This window comes from Hugonella massiliensis, from assembly GCA_001486445.1.
Taxonomy (GTDB): domain Bacteria; phylum Actinomycetota; class Coriobacteriia; order Coriobacteriales; family Eggerthellaceae; genus Hugonella; species Hugonella massiliensis.
In genome coordinates this window covers 209,148-229,602 of the sequence record LN908986.1, presented here as the reverse complement: position 1 = coordinate 229,602, position 20,455 = coordinate 209,148, and the positions used below count along the sequence as shown (strand labels likewise).

Sequence of the window (20,455 nt, the reverse complement as noted above, 5' to 3'; positions counted from 1 at the left end):
TCCGACGACCCCGCGAAGCGCTAGCCATGTTCGATGCCCACGGTCATTGGGGATTTGCTCCCAACGGCGTCGCCGTCGCGCGACGCGCGCTCGAAGCGGGCCAGGGCGTCTTTTCCTGCACGGTCGAGCCGACGGCCTACGCCGTCGACCGCGACGCCTTCTCTGCGTGCTCCAACGTTCGCGTGGGCCTGGGACTGCATCCCTGGTTCGTCGAGGCGGGTTCCGCAGGTGCCAGCCAGATCGACGCCTTCCGTGCCCAGGCGGCAGGCGCCCGCTTTATCGGTGAGGTGGGGCTCGATTTCGGCCGCGCTCACGTGGATTCCGCCGACGCCCAGCTGGCTGCGTTTTCCGCGGCGATGGAAGCGGTTGCCCGTGGGTTCCACGTGGTGTCGATCCATGCGGTGAGGTCGGCGACCCCCGTGCTCGACGTGCTCGAGCGCACGGGAGCCCTGGACTCGTGCGCCTGCATCTTCCATTGGTTTTCCGGCACGTCCCAAGAGCTTGTGCGCGCGCGCCGCGCCGGCTGCTACTTTTCCGTAGGCGCCCGCATGCTCGCCACCCGCCGCGGGCGCGCCTACGCAAGCCAGATGCCGCTCGAGCGTCTCCTTGTTGAAACCGACCTGCCATCTACGGCGGGCGAGCGGCTCGAGTATGATAGCTATGCACAAGAGCTTACCGATACCTACGAACAGCTCGCCCGCTTGCGCGGCCCCGAGGCGCGGGTTGCGATTGACCGCACGGCGCGGTTGCTGTTCGGGGCGTGAAGAGGGGATAGACATGGATTCGACCGCATATGAAGCGCAGGCACTGCGGTTGCACGTGGAATTGGACGGGTCGCTGCCCGTGGTGTGGCGCACCCTGTACGTGCCAGCGTTATCGAGCGTGTGGGATGTGAACGCTTTTATCGCTGTGGCCTTCGGCTGGAGCGGTAGCGCCCAGGCGAGCCTCGAGGTCGAAGGGACCTCCTACGACGATCCGGGCCTCTTCGCTTCGCATGCCGGCGAGAGCGACCACGTCGACGCGCGCACGGTCGATGCGGGTGCGGTGATGGGTCGCGTAGACGCAAAGGCGGCCTACACCTACGACGGCACCTGGGAGGTGGCGGTGCGCACCGAGGCCGTGGTTCCCAACGACGACAGCTTTCCCTATCCGCTGTTGCCGGTGTGCACGGCCGGCCACTGCGCCAACCCTCCCGAACAGGCCGGCGATTTGGAAGGATTCGAATCTTTCCTCGATCGCGTCGATGAAACGCCGGCCGCCCAGCGCGGGCCTATCCTCGCAGAAATGGGGCTCGACCCCTACGCCCATTTCGACCCCATGGCCTTCGACCCCAAGCCGGCCAACGTCGCCTTCGCCGGGCAGGCCCTCGCCTCTATGGGCGACGCGGCCTTCCCCGCGAGCATCGAAGAGCTCAAGCGCCGCTACCTCGACCTTTTGGCCGACAAGATTTCCAACGACGTGGAAACGGCGATTGACCAGGAAGACACGCGCAAGGCCAACGCCGACTACCAGGACGTCATGAACGGACTGCGCAACGGCGAGGACTTCGGCGTGGCCAACGACCTGTTCGCGCTCGACGAGGCCGAACGCGCCTTGGGCATGGATATGGGCGGCGACGAAGACGGCCGGGGCGCCTCGCTCGACGAGATGATGAAGCGCATGGGCGACATGGGTCTGCTTGCGGGCATGGACGAGGCCGATGACTTCGATCTCGATGCGCTGTTAGGGCCCTTGGGCGACGAAGACAACAAGAAGAACGACGACAAGGGCGGCGCGCGCTAGCGCCCGCAGCCACAGCGAAAGGAAACCGATGCGTTCGGAATTTGCGACAGCGACGGGATTCATCTTCGACTGCGACGGAACCCTGCTCGATAGCATGCCGGCATGGAACGAAACCGAGGCCCGGCTGGCGGATATGTGCCGCGAGCCTCTGACCGCGCAGGATGTGGAAGACGTGCGCGCCCTGCCCATCACCCAAGCGGCCGCCATTTTCGCCGCGCACGGGGTGGCCCCCACCGCCGACGAGGTGCTGGCCCTGATCGACGACATGCTTCTGTCCTTCTACGGCACCAAGGTGCAGGCGCGTCCGGGCGCGCTCGCCTTCGTGCAGGAGCTCGCTCGCGTGGGCGTCCCCTGCACCGTGGTCTCGTCGAGTCCGGCGCGCTATATCGATGCGGGCCTTTCCCACAACGGATTCGACGGCCTCTTCCGCGAAGCCGTGTCCACCGACACGATGAAGCTTTCCAAGCAGGACCCGCGCATCTACCGGTACGCGGTCGATCGCATGGGCTCGCGCCTGGAGGACACCTGGGGCGTCGACGACGCCCTGTACGCGGTGAAGGTCATGCGCGACACGGGCTTGCGCACCGTGGGCGCCTACGACTGCGACGAAACGGCGGGCAGCATCGAAGAGCTGGCCGCCGCCACCGACATCTGCGTGCTCACCTTGGAGGATCTGCTCTCGTGACCTATCGCATCGACACGCTCACCGAAGCAAACAGCCGCACGCTGCCTTTTCCCGTGCCCGGCCAGGAGGCCGGCGCCCGTTTCGGGGTGGTCTTTGACGGCGTGCCCCTGCCCGAAGGCAGCCTGGGCTACGTGGTGTCCCTCGGCGTGTCGGGGGCGCGCATTCTGGGCTGCATGAGCATCGACGGGGCGGTGTGGCGGTGCGCGGAACCCCTCGCGGCGCTGCCCGGCACCGCTCCCGACGTGGAAGTGCTCATCGATTCCGATCTGTTGGGCGGGCGCGTCCTTGCCAAGCAGACCGACGACGACCTGCTGCTCGTGGGGGCCTGCCTTGTGCATCCCAAGCGGCATTCGGCTTCGGAATACGAGTTCGCCTACATGGTTGCCGATATGGGCGACTACTATTACGGCCGTTGGGACAGCCGGACGTTTTTGGCGGTCGCCTTCCTGGTCTTTTCCTACCTGCCGCGCACGAGCACCCATGCGGCGGGCTACGTTGCCGGCTGCATGAGCGACGTGCTCGCCAAGTTGCGCGACGAGCCCCTGCCCGATGCGATCGACAAGCTCCTCTTCGACGTGCAGGTCGCCGAACTCACCGAAGACGATTCGTGCGTGTCGGGGTACGTGCGCTACGCCTCGCGCCTGTTCGACGCGATGGGGGCCGACCACCTGCGCGAAGTGGTCGAATCCTTCAACGTCGACGTGCGGTGGTTGTCGAGCACCGGCCAGCTGTGGCTGGGCTTCGACGACACCTTCATGAGCGGCGAGGACCGCGACTGCCTGCTTACCTGCGAATCGATCGTGAACCGCCTCATCATGATCGATTTACATCTGCGCCGGCTCGACGGCGGCTGGGGCTTGCTCGCCCATTTCGATGAATCCCAGGTGGCGCTTGCCGACGAATGGGCCTGCAGCTCGTATCTGGGCTTCCTGGCGGGGCTGGCGGCTGCGAACAAGGTCCCCGACAACCCCCTGCTTCATCTCGACGGAGCGCATGCGCGCACGGGCGGCGAGTGGGACATGCGCACCCGCCTGGCATTTGCCTGCGAGTACGCCCATCTGCCGTTTCGGCTGATTTATCGGATGGATTGCTCGGCCAACGACCGGGCGGCTGCTTTTTCGGTGGCCCTGCCGCCCGAGTGCGCGATGCCCTCGTGGCGGTGGAATGCCGTGTCCGACGGATGGATGGACATGGGCGGCGCGCGTCGCGCGGCGGCGGAAACCTACGGCCTGCGCTTGGCGATCCTCATGTGCGCGGCGGCCTTTTCACTCACGGCGGTCGACCGCGTGACCGTCGATTTGCGCGCGCATGCGGTCGACGGGGCCTTCCTGGGCCGCGTGACGGTAGAGCGCGGTGCCTGGGAGGAACGCCTGTCCGAAATCGTTCATCAGGGGATGGTCCCGGTCGACGATGCCTGGGCCAAGCCGGCCACGCTTGCGGCGCGTCTTTCATTCGCGCGCGAGATTCCCGCCTTCGATGGGGAGGGGATGTTGGCGGGCGGGTCCGCTCCCGCGCCTCTGCTGATGCGCGCCCATACGCCCCTTGCCGGCGATGCGCGCCCGCTGCCGCCCGCACTGGCCCGCTTGCTGCATGCCGATGTCGTGGGCGACCTCGACGTGATGACGCCCGACGATGCCGATGCGCTCGAATGCGAGCAGCGTATCATGGCAACGGCTCAGGATTCGCCCTTGCTCGCCTGCGCCTCGCTCGAAGAACAGGTGTCCCAATGGGAAGACAGCCACCCTGATGATGTGCGGGCGCCCCTCTACTGCGCGAGTCAGGTGGCACGATGCCTGATCGATGCCTACGAGCCCGATACGACCGCGCGCTACCGCCGTCTTCCCGATGCGATCTTCCAGGCCTGCACCGATTTGACCCGGCTCTATCACGGCATGCACGACAACGAGCGGGCCCTCGCGATGGCGCGCAAGTGCGTGGCCCTTGCGCCGTCGAGCCCTACGGGCTACCTTCTGCTTGCCCAGGTGCAGCTCGATGCGGGGCGCGTCGAGGAGGCGCTGCGCACGCTTTCTGAGGGATTGCCCACGGCGTTCGGCCCCGAGTCCGCTGCGCAGTTCTACGCGCATCTGGCGTTCGCCTTCCGCAGCCTTGGCCGCATCGACGAGGCTCTGGCTTGCTACGTGGTGTTCCCGGCTGCAACAGGCAATCCGGCGCCCGCCGACGAGCTCGCCCGCGTGCTCGAGACGTTGGGGGCCGATGCGGCGCCGTCTTTCGGCCAGGCTCTGCGCACCCTTGTCGCAGCCGGCGTGCCCGCCGACGCCAAGAAGACGCGCGCCCTGATCGCGCGCTGCACGCTCGGCCTGGTCGATGCCGGTTTCTTCGAAGCGGCCTATGCGCCGGCGTGCGCTTTGGCGACCTTCTGGCGCAGCGACGTGTTGATCGCCACTGCCAAGTCGCTTCACCGCGCCTAGGGGAGGGCGCGACGGGGCGTGGAGCGCGTCACGAGCGGTCGGGCGCGCATTTGGCGTGCGCCCGCTCTCCGCACGCGCTGCCGCATTCGCCTGCGCCTGGCGCGCCCGCTCCACGCCCGTTTTCCGCGCTCCATTCCGCCCCGCGCCCTGCGTGCCCGAGCTACGCCCGTTTTGCGCTCCATTCCGCCCCGCGCCCTGCGTGCTGGCACAGATAGGCCGAAGTGCAGTAATTTTTCGGGCGAGCTGGCAGAGAAGTACCGAAGTGCAGCATGACTTTTGGACGGCGAGGCGTGATGAGGTCTCTTTCACTGACAAAGCCCCAGGTCGCGGTTTTCTCGGACGTCTCTTTTTGCGTGTTGGATACTGCACATCGGCATATCCGTGCCAGTAGTTGCCGAAGTCACGCCCTCTTCATGCCCGCGCGTCCCCGCCGCGCAGCAACCTTGCGCTCGATTCGCTTGTTTCTGCCGTGTCGCTCGTGATTCCATGCGTACGCCCAGCGGGAGCTGCTCGCTTTCTCCATAACGCTTTGCGCGCGGTATCCCTAAGGATAGAATAGGAAAAACAATTGTACGCAATCGAAAAAGGCGGGACCAATGGAACTGCAGGCGAACAGAGACGCCGCGAACGACAAGAGGACAGGAGGCGCCGCGGCGGGAGCGGCAGCCCGGACCGAGGTGAGCGACGCCGCGGCAGGTCAGTCGGCGATGGACGCCGCCCGGGCGCGGGAGGCGGTGATCGTCCGCACGAGCGTCGTGGGCATCGTGGCCAACGTGCTGCTCGCGGCCTTCAAAGCCCTCGTGGGCTTCGCGTCGAACTCGATCGCGGTCATCCTCGATGCGGTCAACAACCTCTCCGACGCCTTGTCGTCGGTCATCACGATCGTCGGCGCCAAGCTGGCGGGCCGCGCCCCCGATGAGAAGCATCCTCTGGGCTACGGGCGTATAGAGTACCTTTCGGCGACGGTCATCGCCGCAATCGTGCTCTACGCCGGTTTCGAATCCTTCAGCGAATCGGTGAAGAAGATTATCTGGCCCGAAACCGCCGACTATTCGGCGGTCACCCTGATCGTGATTGCGGCGGCCGTGGTGGTCAAGCTGGTGCTGGGCCGCTATGTGAGCGCTCGGGGCAAGCGGGTCGATTCGGGCTCGCTCGTGGCTTCGGGCAAAGATGCCCTCTTCGACGCCGTCCTTTCGGCATCGGTGCTGGCGGCGGCAATCGTGTACCTGGCCACCGGGGTGAGCTTGGAGGCCTATGTGGGCGTGATCATTTCGATCGTCATCCTCAAGGCGGGCATCGATATGCTGCGCGAATCGGTCGACGACATTTTGGGCAATCGCGTCGACCGCGACCGCGCGCACGAGATCGTCGACGTCGTGAAGGCGCAAGACGGCGTGCTCGGCGCCTTCGATCTGCTGCTGCACAGCTACGGCCCCAGCATGACGGTGGGATCGATTCACATCGAGGTCCCCGACACGATGACCGCCGAAGGAATCGACGACCTCACGCGTCGCATCCAACATGCCGTGCATGAGAAAACGGGCGTGCTCATGGGAACGGTGGGCATTTACGCGCGCAACACCGACCCGGCCGCGGTTGCCATGCGCGAGGACATCGTGCGCCGAGCCCTGGCGCACGAGCACGTCCTGCAGGTGCACGGCTTCCATGTGGACTTCGACACGCACGAGGCGAGCTTCGACGTCGTGGTAAGCTTCGATGCGCCCGACCGTCGCGCGGTCTTTCACGAGGTGCGCGACGAAATCGAGCGCGCGTACCCCGCGTTCACCTTCAACGTGGCGCTCGACATCGATTCGAGCGATATCTCGAAACGTCCGGGAGATTAGCCTTTGGGAGGGTCCATGCGCAACGGAAAGATCCGCACGGTGGTGTTCGACTTCGACGGCACGCTGCACGACAGCATGTACATCTACGGGCGCGCCTTCAACGAGGGCTATAGGGTCCTCGTCGACGAGGGGCTCGTTCCCCCGCGCGAGTTTTCAGGCGACGACCTGGCCGATTTCATCGGGCTTACGGCCGAAGAAGCCTGGACGAAGCACTTTCCCGATCTGCCCGACGGCGCCTGGGAGCGCGCGGCCGCCCGCGTGGGCACGGCCATGGACGAGCTCATCGCAGACGGCACGGCGCGCCTCTATCCGGGCGTGCCCGACATGCTCGCGCGTTTGAAGGCCGACGGGTACGCGCTCGTCTTCCTTTCGAATTGCCGGGTTAGCTACCAGGAAGCGAGCCGCAAGGCCTTCGGGCTCGATGCGTATTTCAGCGCCTACTACAACGCCGAAGAGAATCCCGGAAAGTCGAAAGAAGAGATTTTCAAGGACATCGCCCAGGCGTTCCCAGGCGCTTACGCGGTGGTGGGGGACCGCTACAAGGACCTGAACCTGGCCCGGGCCCATGCTCTGCCGAGCGTCGGCTGCCTCTACGGCTACGGGACGCGCGACGAGCTTGCCGGCGCGACCGAGCTCGTGGAGCGCGCGGCCGACATTGCGCCCGCGGTGGAGCGGATCGACGCTCAGGCTTGCTAGGACCCGCGGCTGGCATCGCTGGTCGGGGGTAATAACGGCGAAGGGCTTGGGGCAAACAGGTTCGGGAACCGACGCCGCCGACGCTCACGGTTCTTCCGCTGCGCATGCGGCTTCCGCCACACCGCAGGCCGGCGATGAGCTGCCGGGCGCTCTGCCTCTGGCCACGCGGCTGCATCCCGTATGACAACGGGGGCGAAAAAAAATTCCAAATTCCCGCTTGCGCCGGGTAAAGCATCGGCGCTATAGTGCATGCATTCACAACCGAAGAGCGACAAACCGTTGATACGGAAGTAACGGCACGCACGCTGTCACAGAGAGCCCGCGATGGTGGAAATCGGGCACAACACGACTTGTCAAATGGACCGTAGAGGGCGCGGGGAACGCACGCAGTGCAAGTATTCCGCGACGTAGGGCTCGCGTAAGAAGCCGGGAATGTGATGGCATTCCGCTAAGCGCACGGCGCGAGCCGTGAATCAAGGTGGCACCGCGGATCGAAGATTCGCCCTTGAGGGAACTGCAAGAGGTTCCGTCGAGGGCGTTTTTTTATGCCCCGACGAACCTTCGAAGACCCGTTCGGGTCGGAAAGGACGAGGGCCATGGTGAACTTCACCTACGACGAGGCCGTGCAAATCGCCGCGGACGCAGGCTGCACGCGCGTGCCCCTGGCGCGCGAGATCATGAGCGACGCCTACACGCCGGTCAACGTGCTGCGCATGCTGCGCAACGTGTCGGACCACTGCTTCCTTCTGGAAAGCGTGGCGGGGGAGAGCCGCGAATGGGGCCGCTACTCCTTCCTGGGCTACCAGCCCACACTGGGCATCACCTGCGTGAACGGCCATGTGGAAGCCGGCGCCCTGAAGATCGACGCCGCCCGCCCCAGCGACTATCTCCGCCAGCTGCTCGATGCCTACCGTCTGCCGCGCGTCGACGGCCTGCCGCCTTTCACCGGCGGGCTGGTGGGCTACTTCAGCTACGACTACCTGAAGTATGCCGAGCCCACCCTGCGCCTCGACGCGCAGGATACCGAAGGTTTCAAGGACGTCGACCTCATGCTTTTCGACAAGGTCATCGTCTTCGACAACTGCAAGCAGAAGATCCTGCTGATAGTCGACGCCGACCTGGGCGAAGGCGAAGCCGGCTACCGCAAGGCCCTGCGCGACCTCGACGAGATGGAGCGCTTGCTCGCCGACGGCGAGATGGCCCCCGACGAGCCCGGCCACCTCACCACGCCGGCCCGCGAGCTCTTCGACGAGGCGACCTACAGCGACATGGTGCGCACGGCCCAGGCTCACATCCGCGAAGGCGACATCTTCCAGGTGGTGCTCTCCAACCGCTTGGAAGCCGGGTACGAGGGCACGCTGCTCAACGCCTACCGCACCCTGCGCACGATCAACCCGAGCCCTTACCTGTTCTACTTCACCGGCACCGACGTGGAAGTCGCCGGGGCGAGCCCCGAAACCCTCGTCAAGCTGGAAAACGGGGTCTTGCACACCTTCCCGTTGGCGGGCACCCGCCCGCGCGGCGCCACGCCCGCCGAAGACGCCGCCGTGGAAGCCGACCTTCTGGCCGACCCCAAGGAGCTCGCCGAGCACAACATGCTCGTCGATTTGGGCCGCAACGATCTGGGCCGCCTGTCGAAGTTCGGCACCGTGGAGGTGGAAGGCCTTCATGAGGTGCTGCGCTACTCCCACGTCATGCACATCGGGTCGACCGTGCGTGGCGAGATCCGCGACGACCTGGACGCCCTCGACTGCATCGACGCGGTCCTGCCGGCGGGCACTCTTTCGGGCGCGCCCAAGCTCGCGGCTTGCCAGCTGATCAACGACCTGGAAGGCAACAAGCGCGGCATCTACGGCGGCGCGGTGGGCTATCTGTCCTTCACGGGCGATTTGGACGTCTGCATCGGCATTCGGCTCGCCTACAAGAAGAACGGGCGCGTGTTCGTGCGCAGCGGGGCGGGCATCGTGGCCGATTCCGTGCCCGAACGCGAGTACCGCGAATGCATCAACAAAGCCGCGGCTATGGTGGCCGCCCTCGACGAAGCGGAGGCGTTGCGCTGATGATCCTGCTCATCGACAACTACGACAGCTTTTCCTACAACCTCTACCAGCTCATCGGCAGCATCGAGCCCGATGTCCGGGTGGTGCGCAACGACGAGCTTTCCGTCGACGCGATCGCGGCTCTGGATCCGGCGGGCATCGTGCTTTCGCCGGGCTCCCACCGCCCGGAAGACGCCGGCGTCTGCATCGAGGCGGTCCGCGAGCTTTCGGGCACGGTGCCCCTACTGGGCGTGTGCCTGGGCCATCAGGCAATCTGCGCGGCCTTCGGCGCCACGGTGGGCTACGCGAAGGGGCTCATGCACGGCAAGCAGTCGGTCGTGACGCTCGACGCGCGCAACGCGCTCTTCGCCGGCTGCCCGAGCCAAACGCCCGTGGCCCGCTACCATTCGCTCGCCGTGGACGAGTCGACGCTTCCCGCCTGCCTGGCCGTCACGGCCCGCGCCGACGACGGGGAGGTGATGGCGGTGTCCCATGTGGAGCATCCCACCTTCGGGGTGCAGTTCCACCCCGAGAGCATCATGACGCCCGAAGGTGGGCGGATGCTTACGAACTTCATCGGCCTCGCCCGGGCGCGGTGAACGCAGGGGCTCATCGGAGCCCCTTGGCTCACGGGCATGCACTAACGCAAAACGATACGTAACGATAGGAAAGGAACGAACCCCATGATCGAAGAGGCAATCAAGAAGATCGTCGACAAGCAAGACCTTGACTACGACGAGGCCTACGCGGTGATGCGCGAGATAATGACGGGCGCCACGACGCCCACCCAGAACGCGGCCTACCTGGCGGCGCTTTCCACCAAGAGTACCAAGGCTGAAACGCTCGACGAGATATCGGGCAGCGCGGCGGCCATGCGCGAGCTCGCCACCCCGGTAGCGCATCCGGGCATGGAAGTGATGGACATCGTGGGCACCGGCGGGGACCACGCGCACAGCTTCAACATCTCCACCACGGCGGCGGTCATCGTGGCGAGCGCGGGCGTGAAGGTGGCCAAGCACGGCAACCGCGCCGCCTCGAGCCTGTCGGGCACGGCCGACTGCCTCGAAGCCCTGGGCGTCAACCTCGACCAGGACCCGGAGGCGGCCCGCCGGGAACTCGAAGCCTGCAACCTGTGCTTCCTGTTCGCCCAGAAGTACCATCCGGCCATGAAGTACGTGGGCCCCATCCGCAAAGAGCTCGGGATCCGCACGGTCTTCAACATCCTGGGGCCGCTCACCAACCCGGCCAAGCCCTCGCTTTTCCTTTTGGGCGTCTACGACGGCTACCTGGTCGAGCCGCTCGCCAAGGTGCTCTCCAGCTTGGGTGTGCGCCGCGGCGCGGTGGTTTTCGGCCAGGACGGCCTTGACGAAGCATCGATTTCGGCCCCCACGACCGTGTGCGAGATTCGCGACGGGTTCTACCGCACCCAGACGATTGCGCCGGAGGACTTCGGGCTCGCCCGCGGAACCAAAGACGATATCGTGGGCGGCACGCCGGCCGAAAACGCCCAGATCACGCGCGATATTCTCGCCGGCAGGCTCGAAGGCGCCAAGCGCGACGTGGTCCTGCTGAATGCGGGCCTGGCCCTCTATGCGGCTGGCGCGGCCGAAACCATGGGCGAGGGTGTCGCGCTCGCCGCGCATCAGATCGAAAGCGGCGCGGCCGAACGGACCCTGGAGGCCTTCGTCGCGGAATCGAACCGCTAGCGGTTTCGCGGGAAAGGACGAACATGGCAACCGTTCTCGACGAACTGGCCGATGCGGCCCGAGCCCGCGTGGCGGCGCGCCGCGCCCTGCCTCCTATACACACCTAGCACTCTCTAACCGACCGGTGTGTATGGGTAGGTCAGACGTAGAGGTTAGAAGATTGTGAGAGAGTGTAGATGGGGAGTGTAGGGGTCGAGTCAGATAACGTACGTGCATACTTTGTTATAGAAACGTAGGTTTATAAGGGTGTTAATGTGGCTGATGTGTGTTAGAGGTGGACATAGATGGGTGGGATGTTTTGATTCAATAGTGGGATGATGGATGGTGGGACCATTGGGAGGTTGTGTTTTTTTTTTTTTTTTCAAGCAGAAGACGGCATACGAGATATTGGCGTGACTGGAGTTCAGACGTGTGCTCTTCCGATCTCGTTTCTTCTCTCCCCACAACCGAAGGAGTTACCCCATGACCAATCCCGAAGGACGTTTCGGCATTCACGGCGGGCAGTACATGCCCGAAACCCTGATGAATGCTGTCATCGAGCTCGAAGAGGCCTACGCCCGCTACAAGGACGACCCCGCCTTCCAAGCCGAGCTCGCCGACCTGCTGAACAACTACGCCAACCGTCCGAGCCTGCTCTACTTCGCCCGGAAGATGACCGATGACCTGGGCGGTGCCAAGATCTACCTGAAGCGCGAGGATTTGAACCATACGGGCGCCCACAAGATCAACAACGTGCTCGGTCAGGCCCTGCTCGCCAAAAAGATGGGCAAGACCCGCCTGATCGCCGAAACGGGCGCCGGCCAGCACGGGGTGGCCACCGCCACCGCCGCTGCGCTCATGGGCATGGAATGCGTCGTCTTCATGGGCAAGGTCGACATCGAGCGCCAGGCGCTCAACGTCTACAAGATGCGCCTGCTGGGCGCCGAGGTCCGCAGCGTCGACACGGGCACGGGCACGCTGAAGGACGCCGTGTCGGAAGCCATGCGCGAATGGACGACCCGCATGGCCGACACCCACTACTGCATCGGCTCGACGATGGGCCCGCATCCCTTCCCGACGATCGTGCGCGACTTCCAAAGCGTGATCTCCAAGGAGATCAAAGCGCAGATCCTCGAAGCGGAAGGCCGCCTGCCCGACGCCGTGATCGCCTGCGTGGGCGGCGGCTCGAACGCGGCGGGCACCTTCTACCACTTCATCGACGATCCCGATGTCCAGCTCATCGGCTGCGAGGCCGCCGGTCGCGGGGTGGGCACGCTCGAGACGGCCGCGACGATCAACACGGGCCGCGTGGGGATCTTCCACGGCATGAAGAGCTATTTCTGCCAGAACGAGTACGGTCAGATCGCCCCCGTCTACAGCATATCGGCCGGGCTCGACTACCCGGGCATCGGCCCCGAGCATGCCTACCTGCACGACATCGGCCGCGCCCAGTACGTGCCCGTCACCGACGAAGAGGCGGTGTGCGCCTTCGAGTACATGAGCCGCATGGAGGGCATCATCCCCGCCATCGAAAGCGCCCATGCCGTGGCCTATGCCATGAAGCTCGCGCCCACGATGGGCAAGGACCAGGTTATCGTGATCACCATTTCGGGCCGAGGCGACAAGGACTGCGCCTCGATCGCCCGCTACCGCGGAGAGGACATCGATCTGTAATGAGCAAGATTGCACGCGCGTTCGCACAGGGGAACGCATTCATCCCGTTCGTAACCTGCGGGGACCCGACAATAGAAACCACCGAAGCCGTCGTGCGGTCGATGGCGGACGCCGGCGCCGACCTCATCGAGCTCGGCATCCCGTTTTCCGACCCCACGGCCGAGGGGCCGGTCATCCAGGAGGCCTCGACCCGGGCGCTGGCGGCCGGCGCCACGACCGACGCGATCTTCGAGATGGTGGTCCGCTTGCGGCAGGACCTCGACATCCCGCTGGTCTTCATGACCTACGCCAACGTGATCTTCTCCTACGGGATCGAGCGCTTCGCCCAACGGGCCGAGGAAGCGGGGATCGACGGGATCATCCTGCCCGACGTGCCCTTCGAGGAACGCGACGAGTTCGCGCCCGCCTTCGCCGCCCACGGCATCGACCTCATCGCGATGGTCGCTCCCACGAGCGAGGACCGCATCGCCCTAATCGCTAAAGAGGCGAGCGGCTTCATCTACCTGGTGTCGAGCCTGGGCGTCACCGGCGTGCGCAGCCAGATCACGACCGACCTCGAGGGCATCGTGGCCGCCATCCGCCGGACGACCGACGTGCCCGTCGCCGTGGGCTTCGGCATCTCGACGCCCGAGCAGGCGGCGCGGATGGCCCGCCTGGCCGACGGCGCGATCGTCGGCTCGGCCATCGTGCGGATCGTAGGCGCCCAAGGCGCGCAGGCGGCGGGCCCCGTGGGCGACTACGTCCGCGCCATGGCGGAAGCGGTGCACGGGGCGTAAGGGGCGCCTGCACGCTGCCTTTTGCGGCGGGTGGCCGTCCCATCGTGGCGGGTGCCCAGCCGCGGCGGGCCGTCGGCTTCGGCGGGCTCGTCGCGCAACCGCCCATCATCCTCGGTGAAGGATATGTGAAGGGGCGGGCCGTTCGCTGCCGCTCCTTTGCCGTTCACGGCGCGTTTTCACACATGTTCGGTATCTGTGTCCGTATTTTTTCGTCGCCTGGTAAGGTATCGCGTTTGACGAAGGAGATGATTCAGCATGCACATCGCATTTTTCCCTGGATGCCTGGTGGATATGTTCTATCCGGGCATCGGCATCGCAGCCGTGCACGTGCTCGAGCGGCTGGGGTGCGAGATCACCGTCCCCGAAAAGCAGATCTGCTGCGGCCAGCCCCTGCTCAACTCGGGATACGCCCCCGAAACCATGCCCATCATCGAGCAGATGGTCAACGCCTATGCCGACTACGACTGCGTCGTATCGCTCACCGGGTCGTGCATGTTCGCCATCCAGCACGACTACACGCCCTACCTGCAGGACAAGCCCGCCCTGCTCGAGAAGCAGCAGCGTCTGGCCGGCAACATCTACGAGTTTTCCGACTTCATCTACCGGGTCCTGGGCGTCACCGATGCCTCGGCGGTGCTCGGCAGCAAGCTCGAGGCGAGCGCAACCTACCACAAGAGCTGCCACCTCACCCGTTTGCTCGGCATCGAAGAGGCCCCGATCAACCTGCTGAAGTCAGTTGCGGGCATCGACTACGTCGAGATGAACTTCGCGGAACGCTGCTGCGGCTTCGGCGGCACCTTCAGCGTGAAGGAGCCCGAAATCTCCTGTGAGATGGTGCGCGAAAAGGCCCAGACCATCCTGGCCACAGGCGCCGACATCGCCGTGTTCGAAGACGCTCCCTGCCTTCTGAACGTGCAGGGCGAGCTGACCCGCATGCGCGACGAGGGCGAAACCGACCGAGCGGTGCGCTGCATGCATCTGGCCGAAGTGCTCGACAATCGATAGGAGGCGCACCATGGCCATTCTCTACAACGAAGGCACCACGCTCGCCGAGCGGGTCGATGCCTGTCTCGACGACGAGTTCGCCCACGAGGCGGTCGAACGTGCCCAAGACGTCTTCTACGACAAGCGCAACGCCGTGGTCGACGAGCTTCCCAACTGGGAAGACATGCGCCACGCGGCGCGGGCGATCCGCAACCGCGTGAACAAGAACCTCGATTACTACGTGGCCGAATTCGCCCGCAACGCCCAAGCGGCGGGCGCCCACGTGCACTTCGCGCCCACGGCCGAAGACGCCCTCTGCGAGATTCTCGACGTGTTCGAAGAAGCCCATGCCTCGACCTGCGTGAAGTCGAAGAGCATGATGAGCGAGGAAATCGGGATGAACGAGGTCCTCGAGGAAGCCGGCATGGAGGTCGTCGAGACCGACTGCGCCGAAGCCATCCTGCAGACGGCCAAAGACCATCCCTCCCACATCGTTGTGCCGGCTCTGCATCTCGACCGCGAGGCCATCGCCCGCATGTTCCACGACGAGCTGGGCTACGCCGGCTCTTCGGTGCCCGAAGACATCACCCGCTTCTTGCGCGTGCACCTGCGCGAGAAGTTCCTCGCCGCCGAAGTGGGCGTGCGCGGCTGCAACTTCGCCGTGGCCTCGACCGGGTCGACGACGCTGGTGACCAACGAGGGCAACGGCCGCATGGTCGACACCCTGCCCGCAACCCAGATCGTCCTGGTGGGCATCGACCGCATCGTGCCCGATCTGGAATCGCTCGACCTGATGACGTCGCTGTTGGTGCGTTCCGCTGTGGGCAGCAAGCTCACGGCCTACTTCACCGTCGACTGCGGCCCGGCGGCAGACGACGAGGGCGACGGCGCCCGTGACGTCCACATCATCATGATCGACAACGGGCGCAGCGACATCCTGGGCACCGAGTTCGCCGCGATCGAGCGCTGCATCCGTTGCGGCGCCTGCTTGAACATCTGCCCGGTCTACCGCCACATCACCGGCCATGGCTACGGGTCGATCTACCCGGGCCCTATGGGCATCGTGATGACGTGCTGCCTGGAAGGCTACGATAAGGTCGACAAACTGCCCTACGCCTGCAGCCTCTGTTCGGCCTGCACGAGCAACTGCCCTATGGACATTCCCCTGCACGACCTCATCCGCCAGCATCGCGTGAACATGGTCGCCCAAGGATACGCGGGCCCCATCGAGCGCCGCGCCTTCGAGACTGCCGGCCACGTGCTGAGCTCCCGCCCCCTCTACGACGTCGCCACCAAGGTGGCCGCGCGCGGCATGAAGCCCTTCGCCCACAACGGGCAGAGCTTGGGCCCGTCGACGGCCTGGATCCCGGTGCTTGGCGCCTGGACGCGCAACCGCGACTTCAACCGTCTGGCCGACGAGCGCTTCCGCGATTGGTTCAAGAAGCATGAAAAGGAACAGGGCAATGCGCCCGAGAAGGGAGAGGACGCCCGATGAGCCAGCACGACGTTTCCCTGGAAGACTTCCTCGCGCCGATTTCCCGTGCGCTCGGCCATGCCGCGGTGCCCGATACGGTGGTGCCGATCGACACCTGCGAGCTCATCCCCGCCCATCTTTCCGATGCGCTTTCTGCCGAAGAGCGGATGGAGCGCTTCTGCGCCGAAGCGAGCGCCGCGCATGTGAACGTGTCGCATACCGATCGCGCCGGCGCTGCCCAGGCGGTGGCCGACATCGCCGCCACGGCGGGCGGCAGCGCGGTCTTCGACGACGAGCCCCTGCTCGACGAATGGGGGGTAGCCACCGCCCTCGACGCCGCGGCTCCCCAGGGCGCATGGCGCTGGGACGCCGGCGCCGGGCGCGCGGCCTGCATCGACGCGGCCGCCTCTGCCCAGGTGGGCGTCACGGTGGCCGACGCCGCCATCGCCGAAACGGGTACGATCCTGCAGGTCGTGCGCGCCGGACACGGCCGTTCGACAAGCCTGCTGCCCGCCGTCCATGTGGCCCTTGTGCCGGCTTCCCGCCTCGAGCCGAGCATGATGGCCGTCATGCAGGTCGTGCGCGCGCGTTTCGACGCCATGCCCAGCCAGCTCGTGTTCATCACGGGACCTTCGAACACCGCCGACATCGAGCTCGTGCGCGTGGAAGGCGTGCACGGCCCCTTGACGGTGCACTACCTCGTGGTGGACGATGCGTAATCGGTAACCGATTACGAGAGGAACTCCCGTGAGCAACGAAATCAGCCCGGCCTTCGCGGCTGCGCTCGCCGACCCTTCCGTGCCCCTGTTGCGGCTGAAGGATGCGGTGGTGCGCCGCGACGGCCGCGACATTCTCACCGTCGACGATTTGACGATCGACCACGGCGAGGCGATTGCGATTCTGGGGCCAAACGGGGCGGGCAAGTCGACGCTCGTGAAACTGCTCACGCGCGAGATGGTGCCCCTCTACCGCGACGAGCCGCCCGTGCTCTTCTGCGGCAACCCCCGCCCGGTCACCGCCGAGATGCGCTGCGTAATCGGCGTGGTGTCCACGAGCATGCAAGACCAGATCGCCGTTCATCTGCCGGCGATCGACATCGTGTTGGGCGGCTTCTTCGGCAGCCTGGGCGTGCCGGCCCGCTTCACGGTCACCGAACGCCAGCGCCAGGTTGCCCTCGACCGCATGGAGGAGCTGGGGTGCGTCCAGCTGGCCCAGCGCGAGATCCACACCCTGTCCACCGGCCAGGCGCGCCGCGTGCTCTTCGCGCGCGCCCTGGTGAACAGCCCGCAAATCGTCGTCTTCGACGAGCCCTGCGCCGGGCTCGACCCCGAAGGCATGTGGCACGTGCGCCAGGCGCTTGCGCAGATGGCCGCGACGGGCCGCAGCATCCTGCTCGTCACCCATCAGGTGGAAGACATCCAGCCGGCCTTCACGCGCGCGCTTCTGGTGAAGGACGGCCGCTTGGTTGCCGACGGCCCCACCGAAGAGCTCGTCACCCAGGACCGGATGCGCGACCTTTTCGGCGTCCCCGTGCAAACGAGCCGCACCGCCGACGGCATCTTCCATTTGTGGTAACGGCCGTTCGGTATCGCATACCTCACGCTCTAGGTTCGCCATTCATTAGCTTGCAGCTAATGCGACGGCCGCGACGAACCCATACCATCGATAGCGAGCCGGCACGCCCTGCGGGGACGCCCGCGGCGGGCCGGTCGCACGTATCGAAGGAATGGGGACCGCGCGGCGGCCGAGCGATGCGCCCCCACATCATCAAAGGGGTATTCATGGATCACAAGGAAAAGGGGCAATCTCAGTCAGTGATCGCCATCGTCGGCCTCGTGCTGGCGATTATCGCGCTGCTCGTCTCGTTCGTCCCGATCGTCAACAACGGCGCGTTCGTGCTGGGGCTCGTGGGCGCCGTGTTCGCCATCGTCGGCATCGTGCAGACGGGTAAGGGCAAGCGCCGCGGCCGCGGGACGGCCGTCGCCGGCCTCATCGTGGCGATTCTCTCCCTGGTCATCGTGCTTGTCACCCAGAGCATGTACAGCGCGGCGATCGACAGCGTTACGAACGGGGCCCAGCCCACCGACGCCTCGTCGAGCTTGGCCGCCCCGGCCGCTTCCACCGACGCCGCCTCATCTTCGGCGTCGTCTGCCGACTACAGCAACATGGCGCCGGGCCAGTCGGTCGACCTCGACAACGGTCTTTCCGTGTCGGTTGACAAGGTTGAAGCGGGCCTTTCCAACTACGACGGCTCGAAGGTGACGCAGGTCACGGTGACCTACAAGAACAACGGGTCGAGCAACGCCTCGTTCAATGCCTTCGACTGGAAGGCCAGCGACGCCAACGGCGCCCAGCGCGATGAGACCTACTACGCTTCGCAGGAAAACGCCCTCAATTCGGGCACCCTTTCTGCCGGTGGCACGGTGACCGGGACTATCGCCTTCGAAGGCGACATCACCAAGGTGTACTATTACTCGAGCATCGTGCAATCCGATTCGAACATCGCGTGGGCGGTTTCCTAGCCGGCCCGCTGGGCCTCTGCGAGCGCCCGCAGCGCGGAGGTCACACATGGAAGAACCGTTGACGGAGGAGCTGCTCGACGAACTGCGAGCGGCTCCTTCGCTTGAAAGCTACATCGACCGGCACAACCTTGAGGGCAAGACCCTCGCGGGGTATTTGGGCGAGCTGCTGGCCGCCCGGGGACTCGCGCGCAAGGACGTGGTGAAGGCTGCGGGAATCGGCGCGACTTTCGGCTACCAGATCTTTACCGGCGCCCGCGGGGCCTCGCGCGATACCCTGCTCCCGCTGGCTTTCGCGATGGGGCTTTCGGTGCGCGAGACCAACCGCCTGTTGAAGATTGCGGGAACCAACGAGCTCTATCCCAAGGTGCGCCGCGATGCGATCGTGCTCTACTGTCTCGATCGGGGCGCCACGCTTGCCCAGGCCAACGACGCTCTCTACGCGTTCGGCGAAAAGACGCTGGGACCACATGGGGAATAGGGCCTGGGGACACGTCGACGCAGGAGATTTGGGCCGCGAGTTGGATGCGCTCGACCTTATCGGGTCCTGCGAAGTCGAGCGCGTGCTCAAGCAGGGCCCGCCCGAAACCACCGAGCTCGTGCGCCTGCCGGGGGCGGGGGAGGGCTCGGGCGCGCGCGGTATCCGCAAGACCTTCGAAGGGGACGAAGGGACGGGCGCTGCCTATCGCGCGCTCGCCAAGGCGCAGAAGGAAGGCTACGCCTGCGACCGCCTGCCGCGCGTGCGTGCCGTGGCCCGGGTGGGTGCGACGCGCTTCGTCCTCCTCGATTACGTGGAAGGCACCACCCTGCAAAAGATCGTGGAAGCCGGGCCGCTTGCGCCCCCGCGGACGCTCGACGTGACAATCGAAATCTGCCGGGCTGCCGAAGAGCTGCATGCTCTTCCCACCGGCCCCCTCATCCATCGCGACATCAAGCCGTCGAACGTGATCGTGCAGGGCGATCGCGTCACCCTCATCGATTTGGGCATCGCCCGCGTCTGGCGCGCCGGTGCCGAACGCGACACGGTCCGGTTCGGCACGCCCGGCTTCGCCCCACCCGAACAGTACGGCTACGGCCAGACGAGCGTGGAAAGCGACGTGTACGCGATTGGGATGGTGCTCGCCTTCTGTCTGGCGGGCAGGGTGCCCGATTCCCAGGAGCGGGCCGACGGCTTTGCCGGGGCCGACGTGCCGGAGGCGGTGCGTCCCCTGGTGGCGCGCGCCTGTTCCTTCGATCCGAACGACCGGTATGCGACGGTCGCCGATTTCCGTCGCGCCCTTGAAGGGGTCCGTCGCGCGATGGGCGCACCCGATGGCGCGGCGCGACCTGCTCCCGCCGACCTGCCGCCCACTTCGTATCCGCGCACGCGCCCGTCGCGCGCACCGCGGGCTGCGCGAGGTGCCCGTTGGGCGGGAATCGCGTGGAACGCGATCCTGCTCGCCTGGTTCTCCTTGAGCCTGGTCGCTTCTGCGGGCAACGTCCTTGCGCCCACCACCGCTTCCGACCTCTCGATGTCTCTTGCCGCGCGCGCCGTGCAGTATGCGGGCTTCATGGGCGTCGCCCAGGCCTTCTTCTGGCTGCCCTTCGTCTACAAAGGCGACCGCCGTTCTTCGTTTCCCCTGGTGGGGAAGGTGTCGTGGGTCCGGGGCCTTGCGCGTTGCTGGGGCCTTGCGCTTGTGGCGACCTTCGTCACCTTCGTGCTCGTCGAGCTCCTCGCGCCCGGCACGGTCGTCCGGGCGGGTTAGGCGCCCCTGGCAGATGCCGGCGCTTATCTTCCATCTGTTCTCCCCCTTGCTAATACCCCCATGGGGTATATAATCTCCTCCTGAGAACAGAACACGCACGGATCGAACCGTCATGAGAGGGGC

General features: G+C 65.8%; 18 protein-coding genes. All 18 read left to right on the top strand.

The features are described from left to right. The first annotated feature begins 26 nt into the window (after positions 1-26). The 18 genes from BN3270_RS03525 to BN3270_RS03440 all read left to right on the top strand — a co-directional run bounded on the left by BN3270_RS03525 (position 27) and on the right by BN3270_RS03440 (position 20,332). Entirely contained in the window at positions 27-764 is a 738-nt protein-coding gene (locus BN3270_RS03525) for a TatD family hydrolase (RefSeq protein WP_082673326.1), read from the top strand. A 13-nt stretch (positions 765-777) separates the two neighbouring features. Beyond that, complete coding sequence (locus BN3270_RS03520; protein WP_058985804.1) at positions 778-1,782, top strand: plasmid pRiA4b ORF-3 family protein; 1,005 nt, start codon at positions 778-780, stop codon at positions 1,780-1,782. Between the two features lie 28 nt (positions 1,783-1,810). After that, entirely contained in the window at positions 1,811-2,467 is a 657-nt protein-coding gene (locus BN3270_RS03515; protein ID WP_058985803.1) for an HAD family hydrolase, read from the top strand. Then, positions 2,464-4,896, top strand: a complete 2,433-nt coding sequence (locus BN3270_RS03510) for a tetratricopeptide repeat protein (protein ID WP_058985802.1) — start codon at positions 2,464-2,466, stop codon at positions 4,894-4,896. Before BN3270_RS03515 ends, BN3270_RS03510 begins: the two co-directional genes overlap by 4 nt. A 596-nt stretch (positions 4,897-5,492) precedes the next feature. Next, on the top strand, positions 5,493-6,740 hold the full coding sequence (locus BN3270_RS03505; RefSeq protein WP_271711910.1) for a cation diffusion facilitator family transporter: 1,248 nt from the start codon (positions 5,493-5,495) through the stop codon (positions 6,738-6,740). A gap of 15 nt (positions 6,741-6,755) precedes the next feature. After that, positions 6,756-7,436 carry an HAD family hydrolase gene (locus tag BN3270_RS03500; RefSeq protein ID WP_058985801.1) on the top strand — a complete coding sequence of 227 codons (681 nt, stop codon included), beginning with the start codon at positions 6,756-6,758 and terminating at the stop codon, positions 7,434-7,436. A gap of 596 nt (positions 7,437-8,032) precedes the next feature. Further along, complete coding sequence (locus tag BN3270_RS03495) at positions 8,033-9,496, top strand: anthranilate synthase component I family protein (protein ID WP_058985800.1); 1,464 nt, start codon at positions 8,033-8,035, stop codon at positions 9,494-9,496. Next, the gene (locus BN3270_RS03490; RefSeq protein WP_058985799.1) at positions 9,496-10,074 is read left to right on the top strand and encodes an anthranilate synthase component II; all 579 of its coding nucleotides are present in this window, start codon (positions 9,496-9,498) and stop codon (positions 10,072-10,074) included. The genes BN3270_RS03495 and BN3270_RS03490 overlap by 1 nt, the downstream gene beginning before the upstream one ends. 84 nt (positions 10,075-10,158) lie before the next feature. Continuing rightward, positions 10,159-11,181 carry an anthranilate phosphoribosyltransferase gene (gene trpD, locus BN3270_RS03485; protein ID WP_058985798.1) on the top strand — a complete coding sequence of 341 codons (1,023 nt, stop codon included), beginning with the start codon at positions 10,159-10,161 and terminating at the stop codon, positions 11,179-11,181. 462 nt (positions 11,182-11,643) lie between these two features. Next, positions 11,644-12,834 carry a tryptophan synthase subunit beta gene (gene trpB / locus BN3270_RS03480; RefSeq protein ID WP_058985797.1) on the top strand — a complete coding sequence of 397 codons (1,191 nt, stop codon included), beginning with the start codon at positions 11,644-11,646 and terminating at the stop codon, positions 12,832-12,834. After that, the gene (gene trpA, locus BN3270_RS03475) at positions 12,834-13,610 is read left to right on the top strand and encodes a tryptophan synthase subunit alpha (RefSeq protein WP_058985796.1); all 777 of its coding nucleotides are present in this window, start codon (positions 12,834-12,836) and stop codon (positions 13,608-13,610) included. Before trpB ends, trpA begins: the two co-directional genes overlap by 1 nt. A 255-nt stretch (positions 13,611-13,865) precedes the next feature. Then, positions 13,866-14,615 (top strand): (Fe-S)-binding protein, encoded by a 750-nt coding sequence (locus BN3270_RS03470; protein WP_058985795.1) that lies wholly within the window; start codon positions 13,866-13,868, stop codon positions 14,613-14,615. Between the two features lie 10 nt (positions 14,616-14,625). After that, complete coding sequence (locus BN3270_RS03465) at positions 14,626-16,089, top strand: LutB/LldF family L-lactate oxidation iron-sulfur protein (protein WP_058985794.1); 1,464 nt, start codon at positions 14,626-14,628, stop codon at positions 16,087-16,089. Further along, positions 16,086-16,787, top strand: coding sequence for a LutC/YkgG family protein (locus tag BN3270_RS03460; protein WP_058985793.1), 702 nt, complete (start codon positions 16,086-16,088; stop codon positions 16,785-16,787). Before BN3270_RS03465 ends, BN3270_RS03460 begins: the two co-directional genes overlap by 4 nt. Positions 16,788-16,815: 28 nt before the next feature. Beyond that, positions 16,816-17,643, top strand: coding sequence for an ABC transporter ATP-binding protein (locus BN3270_RS03455; protein WP_271711909.1), 828 nt, complete (start codon positions 16,816-16,818; stop codon positions 17,641-17,643). Between the two features lie 206 nt (positions 17,644-17,849). Next, positions 17,850-18,590 (top strand): DUF4190 domain-containing protein, encoded by a 741-nt coding sequence (locus BN3270_RS03450; RefSeq protein WP_167551317.1) that lies wholly within the window; start codon positions 17,850-17,852, stop codon positions 18,588-18,590. A gap of 46 nt (positions 18,591-18,636) precedes the next feature. Continuing rightward, positions 18,637-19,068, top strand: coding sequence for a helix-turn-helix domain-containing protein (locus tag BN3270_RS03445; RefSeq protein WP_058985791.1), 432 nt, complete (start codon positions 18,637-18,639; stop codon positions 19,066-19,068). After that, positions 19,058-20,332 carry a serine/threonine-protein kinase gene (locus BN3270_RS03440; RefSeq protein WP_167551316.1) on the top strand — a complete coding sequence of 425 codons (1,275 nt, stop codon included), beginning with the start codon at positions 19,058-19,060 and terminating at the stop codon, positions 20,330-20,332. The genes BN3270_RS03445 and BN3270_RS03440 overlap by 11 nt, the downstream gene beginning before the upstream one ends. Positions 20,333-20,455 lie beyond the last annotated feature (123 nt).